6 protein-coding genes are annotated in these 6517 nt (G+C 47.5%); 1 reads left to right on the top strand and 5 read right to left on the bottom strand.

Annotated elements, in window-relative coordinates; translation table 11 throughout:
• A partial coding sequence (locus tag GS12_RS23790; protein WP_152601472.1) for an IS3 family transposase occupies positions 1 to 175 on the top strand: 175 nt, incomplete at its 5' end.
• Positions 176 to 797: 622 nt separating this feature from the next.
• Here the strand turns inward: GS12_RS23790 and GS12_RS21715 are convergent.
• From GS12_RS21715 to GS12_RS21695, 5 genes are all read right to left on the bottom strand, one after another.
• Positions 798 to 1697: an integrase domain-containing protein gene (locus GS12_RS21715; protein ID WP_034950837.1), complete on the bottom strand. Its 900-nt coding sequence runs from the start codon at positions 1695 to 1697 to the stop codon at positions 798 to 800.
• A 959-nt stretch (positions 1698 to 2656) separates the two neighbouring features.
• A complete protein-coding gene (locus GS12_RS21710) occupies positions 2657 to 3451 on the bottom strand; it encodes a hypothetical protein (protein WP_034950834.1) in 795 nt (264 codons plus the stop codon).
• A 50-nt stretch (positions 3452 to 3501) separates the two neighbouring features.
• A complete protein-coding gene (locus tag GS12_RS21705) occupies positions 3502 to 4059 on the bottom strand; it encodes a hypothetical protein (protein WP_034950831.1) in 558 nt (185 codons plus the stop codon).
• 646 nt (positions 4060 to 4705) lie between these two features.
• Entirely contained in the window at positions 4706 to 6223 is a 1518-nt protein-coding gene (locus GS12_RS21700; RefSeq protein WP_034950827.1) for a conjugal transfer protein TraG N-terminal domain-containing protein, read from the bottom strand.
• Positions 6220 to 6517, bottom strand: a 298-nt coding sequence (locus GS12_RS21695) for a hypothetical protein (protein WP_034950824.1), incomplete at its 5' end; no start/stop codon positions are given. The genes GS12_RS21700 and GS12_RS21695, both read right to left, overlap by 4 nt.

Raw genomic sequence — 6517 nt, 5'->3', positions numbered from 1 at the left:
GCTGAAGCGTGAACGGATAAAGAAAAAGATCTATGGAACGCGGGAAGAAGCCCGCAGCGATATTTTTGATTACATCGAAATGTTTTATAACAGTAAGCGTCGGCATGGTTCGAGTGATCAGATGCCACCGACGGAATATGAAAATCAATATTATCGACGGCTCAGAAGTGTCTAGATTATCCGTGGCGATTCAATTGATGAACCAGTCGCTGCGCCTGTGAACCCGGCTGGCGGCAACCAGTTGTTGAATTACCGTCTTAACACGTTGGTTAAATGAGGTAAAACAGTGGGTTAATACAGTGGAAAGTGCAGACATCGTGTTTCTCCTGTAAAAAACGGGAAACACCTGCCCAACCGGGAAGATATTTCCCGTCGGGGAGTCAGAAACTACATCATTCTGACTGTCTGGTAAGTTGAATTGACCTCAATCACTGTTCAGTGATATCCGTTCCCAGAGGTTAAACGGATTTACCACCACATGGGCCTTCCTCTTTCAGGCTACGAGGAAATTTGCAATCACCCAAAGGCGTTTCTCACAGATCGCTGAAACATTGGTTGGCACTCACCCTAAGGCGCTTCTCACAGAGTGCTGAAGCATTAGCTGGTTGTCCGAAGACAACGAGTAAGCCTGTTCATTTTCTAATCACACTTTTCTTATGTCAAGGTGAATTTCGATAATTTAAAATCATTTGCCGCAGCCCTGCGGCGAATGAATTCATTACACACTATTTACATCAATAATATAGGAAGACGTTAATTATCCACATCCATACTCTTATTAGCTGTAGATGAAGTTGTTACTCAACATCACCTTTGAAATAAACCTGTTTGATATAGCGCCCTCGACCATCGCCATGACCCAGATCCATCGATACTAATGCTTCAGCCTCATCTCGACTCATGCCATTTTCTACATGATGGTTTACCGCATCACGAGAATAAGCATAACGTAAACTATGCGGGGCATATTTTCCGATCATTCCTGCTTCGCGTAAAACATTACGATAGCGGTCTATTGCGGCATGTAAAGACGGTTTATCAATTAACTTACCGTTATGTTCGTCACAATATTTAATCGCCGCATCCAAAACAGACAATACCTTTTCACGATTAAAAATCGTGGTATCACGGGGGCGACCGCCTTTGGTACCAAAAACAACCCGAACGCGTTCATGCCCGTTAATCAACGATTGCTTCCAGGTTCTTAAAGATTTTGCCGACTGAACGGTCTCTTCCGTCCGCAAACCTAAATAGCGTGATAACTGTATGCCCAGAGCAACACCCGCATCTTTTTTAAAAGTATGACTTACGATGGCGGTTAATTTCTCATCCGTTATAGCTGTTTTTGTGCCATCACGGCTGGCACCTGAAATTCCTAATGCCTGGTTGCTCAGTTTCTCATGATTGGGATCGGCCAGTTTATTTCGCCCCGCTGCTGACAGGATTGAACGCACTGCAGCCATCTCGTTTTGCAAGGTACGATGCGATAGATTTTCTGCCTTCCGGCTATCAATATACTTTTCAATATGCGTCGTCTTGATATGTTTTACATCCCGAATTTGAATATTTAACGTTGCCAGGCGTTCAGAAAAACGGTCTGCAATTTTGGAACGGTCAGCGACGGTTTTAAAACTCCCTCGTCCCTGACGAGCAAGCGTGACAAGTTGTTTGCTTAGCTGTTTACCGAATCTGGACATTTCAATATCTCCAAAGGGATACACGTCCCTTTGATTTCTACAAAGCAGACGGATCTGTATCCCAGTAATTTCAACCCCGACGACACGGTTGCTTTTGCGCTTCCTGCGTCTCGACTGGTATCTGTGCATCGGGGCGGCGAAATGTTGAGTTCTTGCGAGGCACCTCAGGTCTCTGACCTGTTTGCTGCTTATGCAGAGCTGACATTCGTCAAGCTGCCTCCAACACTACTTCCGTAGTGTCGCCATCGATACCGAGTCGATTTCCTCCTGTTAGATAGTGAAACGTTCAAAACGGGTTTTCCGTCGTCATTACGTTGAAGTGAATGAGTGTTTAAAACCTTACTGACACGCACTACGTGTTGGTCAGATGGTAATAAAACGTTGAAAGCCACGGCGTGCGTGAGCTGAGACGTTATGCGCTTCGCGCGTCACTTGGTAGTGTCTTCGCCACTTCACAAGTGACGCGCGCTTCTCTGCTCCTAATGAGACTCACGTAAGCGGCCAGATGTACCCAATGGCCTGATACGTGCGTTCAAAAGTCACATCGTTAGCGAGACGTCATAATGGATAAAAGGATCAATGCGTTAAAACAGCCAGGCGCGTCGTAACGAGCTTTTCTGCCGGGAAACGTAATACTTACGTTGATTGAGAATGGAGCTGTCCTGAAACGGGAACAGATAAGTCATTAACGAGCCTTTATCACTGTTGTGATCCCCGTTTTCAAAGGCTAAACAGGGGTACCGCCACATGGGCATCCTCTTCCAGGCTACGAGGATTTTATGACCACCCGAAGGCGTTTCTCACAGGCCATATGAAACATTGGATGGCACTCACCCGAAGGCGTCTCTCACAGAGCGCTGAGACATTAGATGGTCGTCCACAGACGACGGTACAACTTGGTTAGCTTAAGCGATCGGTTGAATAGCCGTCAATTGCTGTTATTCAGATCGCCCAAAAAACTAATCTTTGCGACGTATTTCCTCCATTTCTCGCATTTTACTGTCAAACTCCCTTTGCATTTCCCTGTCTCTCTCTCTAACTCTTTTCCGTTCTTTTTCTTCAATTTCATAAAGCGGAGGATAATAAACCCTGGAATTAAACCAGTCATAAGATTGATAGATAATGACAATATAGATAAACAGAAGTATAGAAAAAAACCATCCAATACCAGCATGAGACATATCATTTTTTTGAAAATCATAGAGCCAATCGATAATCATGCCTGATGACGCATCTGCAGAAGATAAATACCATCCAAAGATAAATACAAAAAAGCAGCCAACAGACACTGATTCGGCCATATGCTGACAACGGTGCTTTCTATTTCTTTCATTAGAAGCTTCCTGATAGATTTTATAAGCCAGGTCTGATTGCGTTTCCATGGCAAACTTAGCCAATGAACCAAAATAAACATAACCATCTTGCATGGGTTTATAATCACCCTCACCAAAATTAAAAAATCGGCTATACCTTACACGATTAAATATATCTGAAAAAACGTACCCAAGCACCATTAAGGCAAAAGAAGAAAAAAAACCGAAAAACACTAAGAATGAGACTACATCACCAATACTAAGTCCGTTTAACATAGCTGAAGATAGCCTAAAAATACCAAACCCTTTTTTCCAAACCAAAAAAGCATCAAGGCACAAGACATAGTAAACAAACTTCATTAATTTATCGAACTGCCATAAACCATCCAACAAACTTAGAAAGTTTGTTGATGGCACAACGCTACCTTTTACCTCAGCCATGTTATCCTCCTTATATCAATAATTTTACTCATTATAATAACACCTATAAATTAGCGAAGCTGCCCTTCTGCCACCTGTTTTATATCTTTCATCAATAGTAGTAAATCATTACTCTCCAGTCTCTTCTGAGATGGAGAACCATAGGTAATATAAAGTCGACTTCCAGAACCATTTTTCTCAATCTCAATTGTTAAATGGCCGCCATAATCTCCCCAGTCAGATCCCATTTTGTAATAGCTTCCGGGCATCGCATCCCATATCGGGTTCGCATCACTTATCGCTCCGGCAACCCATTCACCGCGGGTGTCTTTTTTGCGAATAGCGTCAACTTCTTCATTCGATATAAACTTATAGTGCCTTTTAATTCTGGCGGCAGCGGTGTCCACATCTATGGATATTTTGTAATCTTGCTGTTTTGTTTGTTTTTTCTGTTGCTGCGCCGGCTGCATATAAGGCATATCACTGTTATTGTTCTCTCCCTTAATCATTTTAGTTATCGATGAAGTTCCGTCGCTCACTTTCTGATTGACTGATTTTATATAGTCCATCGAGCAGGCTGTTGTTAAAAGCGATGCCGTAAATACAAGCATGATTTTTGTTCTGAACATCAACGTATTCCTTGTTCTAAAGAGTATCTGCAGAGGCTTACACCACCGACGAGGCTCCCTCTCCCTGTCTAAAAAAAGACCAGAAAACCTTACTAGAACAATGTGAATTGTCAATATTGTAGGTTTGATGATTGGATCTCAGGCATATTATTGGACGCAGGAAGGATGGGCCAAGCCCCCCCGGAACCTGAGGAATCGGTCAATAGCTATTGGTTATTTTTTCGGCTATAGTGGCGAAATTACTGCCTCATGGCACATTCAGGAGGGAACGATGAACCAGCCAGCTCAAGAAAGAGCCTACCTTCGTGGTGCACGCGCAGCTAAGCACTGTAAGCGTCTTACGACTGCAATTCGCCGTTGGGATTGCCTGTGCGTGACCAAAGCTCGCAAGCACAACCTTCCAACCTGGCTGGGTCATGTACCTATTGCTTGTTTAGTCGCAGTATCTGTCGTTAGTTGCCTGACGGGAGGGTTACTATTAGCCGCAATAGTTTTATTTGTTTGGGCACTCTTATTGCTCCCTTCCGTAATGGAATTATTCAGGCCGACAGTCAATGTAAAAGTGACTAATTGGGAAGAAAAGAGCCATAACCCTAATTATGGCTCTAATGGATCTAACGGGTCGGATGGTTCAACAGGTTCCTGACTATTTCCCTCCTGAAGCAACTTTTGAAGCCGCTGCGTCACCAACAAGCCCGCCAGTTTGCTGAGGTTTAGATGTTCCATCAGATACCATTCGGGCAAATTCCCCAATTCGTACGCCTGCCCATGAGAATGAAGCAAGCCACACCGCTGGCAGCACAATAAACATCGTCCCCATCACCAGGTTCATGATCAGATCGTCGGCGCTATTCTGGAAGCCGGCCACGTTCCAGCGGCTGTGTGAATCCGAACTGTACAACGCTTCCAGCAGCCAGCTGTCCAGCCAGCGCGCCAGTTCCCACCAGAACGTCAGGAAATTGAGCGCAAATATCACAAACGTCACGGTAATCACGGTTTTGTATTCGTAGGCCGCAAAGGCCAGGATCAGCGGAACCATAATATACACAGCCATCAACAACACCGCTTGCACCATAGGCAGCGCCTGACGCATCGCATCAAATGCCGGGAATGCCGCCAGACTGCCCAGCGCGGTACCACCGATTGACGCGATACGCGCCGCCGCATTATCTCCCGTAAAATCCGCATTACCGCCATAACCAGCATAGGCTCGTCCGCCATGGGAGACCGTAAGGTTATCCGGGCTCACCAGCCGCCGCACAACCGCCTGCTTATAATCCACATCGGGCTGCCCCATCATTTTCAGCGCGGCAGACATCCGCAGCATCACACCCGGGTCAACCTGTTTCACCACCCGGGCTTCCAGGCCGATATCGCTCGTTGACCACCACTCGCTGCAGGTCGGATACCCGCCTCGTCCGGTATTCGGCCGACCGCTGTCCCGCGCCTCGTTCCACGAGAAGCTGGCGCGCGGCGTTTTCGACTGCAGGTTGCTGTAGTAGCCACCGTTCAGGAAAGTCTTCGAGCCCAGCCACTCAATATCACGCAGTGTGGCCTTGTCCGTCGTCTGCCCCTGGTCGCGGTTCTGCCAGGTATACAGTGCCAGCGCGTAGCAGTCGTTGGTGAAGTCCTGCAGTTCCTTCGCCACCGCCGGGTTGTTGACCCGACTGTGCTGGACCTCGAAGCGTACCTGCCGCAAGTCCGGCCGGCACGGAATACTGGCCACGGCCGCCTGGGTGATCCCCCTGGAGAGTTGATGCACCAGTAACCACCACACCGGCACCTTCGCGGTCTGACCATTCATACTCGACATGATGTTGGCGTAGCCGGTTTCATCCGGTTTTTTCGGGGTCCAGGTACCGCAGGTCGATGCCCGGCTGCTGTCGTACTTAATGGTATCCAGGCTGACGTTCATCAGCGGCAGGCAGCAGGCAAGCATCACAAAAAAAGCCCCGTAGAGCAAATTCTCGATGCGCGGCAGGGACAGCATCCCCTTGTTCCCCTCATCCTCCCCTTCTTCACGCACCTTTAGCCAGATACCGATGACCCTGAACAGTAACGGCAAAACAAACAGTCCGGTACTGACCAGCAACTCCCACAGGCCATTGTTGATGACCCAGCCCAGCAACGTCAGAAAATACTCGAGATAGCTGTTGGTCATCATAACGACAGCCCTCCACCAAAGAGGGAGTATTCACACGCCAGGGCAAACACCACACAGGCAATCGCCATCCGTTTTAACGGTTTTTTAAACTCCGGCTTGAAGCCGGGCGCATGCCAGATGTTCCGGAACACCCAGGCCAGCGCCGCGTAAAGTGCCAACCGCCAGACCAGCCAGCCATATCGGGTACTCTGCATCCAGTCACGCAGCGCGGCGCTGTCCGACGGGTGATTGACACCCCAGTGCGCCATCCCCAGCGCAATCACCATCGTGGCCACCAGCATGCCAATTAACTGC

Origin of the sequence: Erwinia oleae (genome assembly GCF_000770305.1) — a bacterium.
Taxonomy (GTDB): Bacteria; Pseudomonadota; Gammaproteobacteria; order Enterobacterales; family Enterobacteriaceae; genus Erwinia; species Erwinia oleae.
Note: the sequence above shows the minus strand (reverse complement) of the source record. Positions and strands in the feature narration are given on the sequence as shown.

Bases quoted from the DNA above. Each gene is read 5' to 3' on its own strand.
- GS12_RS21715 (WP_034950837.1), bottom strand. From the start codon at position 1,697: ATGTCCAGATTCGGTAAACAGCTAAGCAAACAACTTGTCACGCTTGCT.
- GS12_RS21710 (WP_034950834.1), bottom strand. From the start codon at position 3,451: ATGGCTGAGGTAAAAGGTAGCGTTGTGCCATCAACAAACTTTCTAAGT.
- GS12_RS21705 (WP_034950831.1), bottom strand. From the start codon at position 4,059: ATGTTCAGAACAAAAATCATGCTTGTATTTACGGCATCGCTTTTAACA.
- GS12_RS21700 (WP_034950827.1), bottom strand. From the start codon at position 6,223: ATGATGACCAACAGCTATCTCGAGTATTTTCTGACGTTGCTGGGCTGG.